2 protein-coding genes are annotated in these 1,355 nt (G+C 69.5%); both read right to left on the reverse strand.

Going from position 1 to position 1,355, the window contains the following annotated elements; translation table 11 throughout:
* The coding region (locus AC1D15_RS32470; RefSeq protein WP_477829301.1) for an ATP-binding cassette domain-containing protein at positions 1-821 on the reverse strand (821 nt) is incomplete at its 3' end.
* Positions 818-1,355, reverse strand: a 538-nt coding sequence (locus AC1D15_RS32475) for an ABC transporter ATP-binding protein (protein ID WP_477829302.1), incomplete at its 5' end; no start/stop codon positions are given. The genes AC1D15_RS32475 and AC1D15_RS32470, both read right to left, overlap by 4 nt.

The raw sequence follows: 1,355 nt of genomic DNA on the forward strand, positions 1-1,355 counted from the left end.
TCGATCGTCAGCCGCGCGGCGCCGCGTTCGCGCTCGGTGCGCTGCGGCGGCGCGAACTCGCGCTTCGCCTCGGCAGCAACGTCATCCGCTGTTTCGCCCGCCGCCCCGATCATCTCCGCCGCCAGCTGCCGAGGATCGGTCTCGGCCACCCGGTGCGCCGCCACCAGCCGGCCGCGCCGCAGCACGCTCACGTCATCCGCATACGCGGTGACCTCGCGGAACTTGTGCGTGATCAGCACGATGCTGCAATCGCCCGCATGCGCGCGGTCGCGCAGCAGCCCCAGCACCTCGTCGGCCTCCTGCGGCGTCAGCACCGAGGTCGGCTCGTCGAGGATCAAGAGCCGCGGCTTCAGCAGCAGCTGCTTCAGGATCTCCAGCTTCTGCTTCTGGCCGGCCGACAGCTGCTGCGGCGTCGCATCGAGGTCGAGCCTGAACGGCGTCGTCTCGAGGAAGGCCGCCAGTTCCTTGCGCACGCTCGGCCAGTGGATGACGGCCGGCAGCCGGCCGCGCGCGAGCAGCAGGTTCTCGGCCACCGTCATGCCCGGCACCACGGTGAAGTGCTGGTAGACCATGCCGATGCCGAGCTCGCGCGCGACCACCGGCGACGCGATGTCGCGCTCGCGGCCGTCGATCAGCACGCTGCCTTCTTCGGCGCGCTGCCAGCCGACGACGCATTTCACCAGCGTGCTCTTGCCGGCGCCGTTCTCGCCGAGCAGCGCGTGCACGGTGCCGGGCCGCACCGCGAGCGACACGCCGTCGAGTGCGGTGAAGGCGCCGAAGCGCTTGGTCAGCTGGTACGTGTCGAGCTGCAATGCGGTCACGCCTTCATCTCCCGCCGGAACACCTCGAGCGTGTGCGCCTTCACACGCACGAAGCGCTCGTCGGACACCGCCTCCGGCAGGCGCGGCCGCGGCATCTCGAAGGGCACGAACTCGGCGATGCGCGTCGGCCGGCGCGTCAGCAGCAGGATGTGGTCGGCCAGGAACACCRCGTCTTCCAGGTCGTGCGAGACGATCACCATCGTCACGCCGGTCGCGAGGTGCGCCTCCTGCAGCTTCTCGCGGATGAACAGCGTCATCTCGAAATCGAGCGCCGAGAACGGTTCGTCGAGGAACATCACCTCGGGCCGCGGCGCGAGCGCCCGCATGATGCACACCGTCTGCATCTGCCCGCCCGACAGCTCGTACGGGTAGCGCGCCAGGTCGAAGCGGATCTCGAACAGCTTCACCAGTTCGTCGACGCGCTCGCGCACCTGCGCTTCCTTCATGCCCTTGCGGCGCAGCGGGTAGGCGATGTTGTCGCGGGCGCTGATCCACGGGAACAGCGCGTCGCGGTAGTTCTGGAACACGTAGCCG

The organism is Rhizobacter sp. P2_H2 (assembly GCF_056403375.1).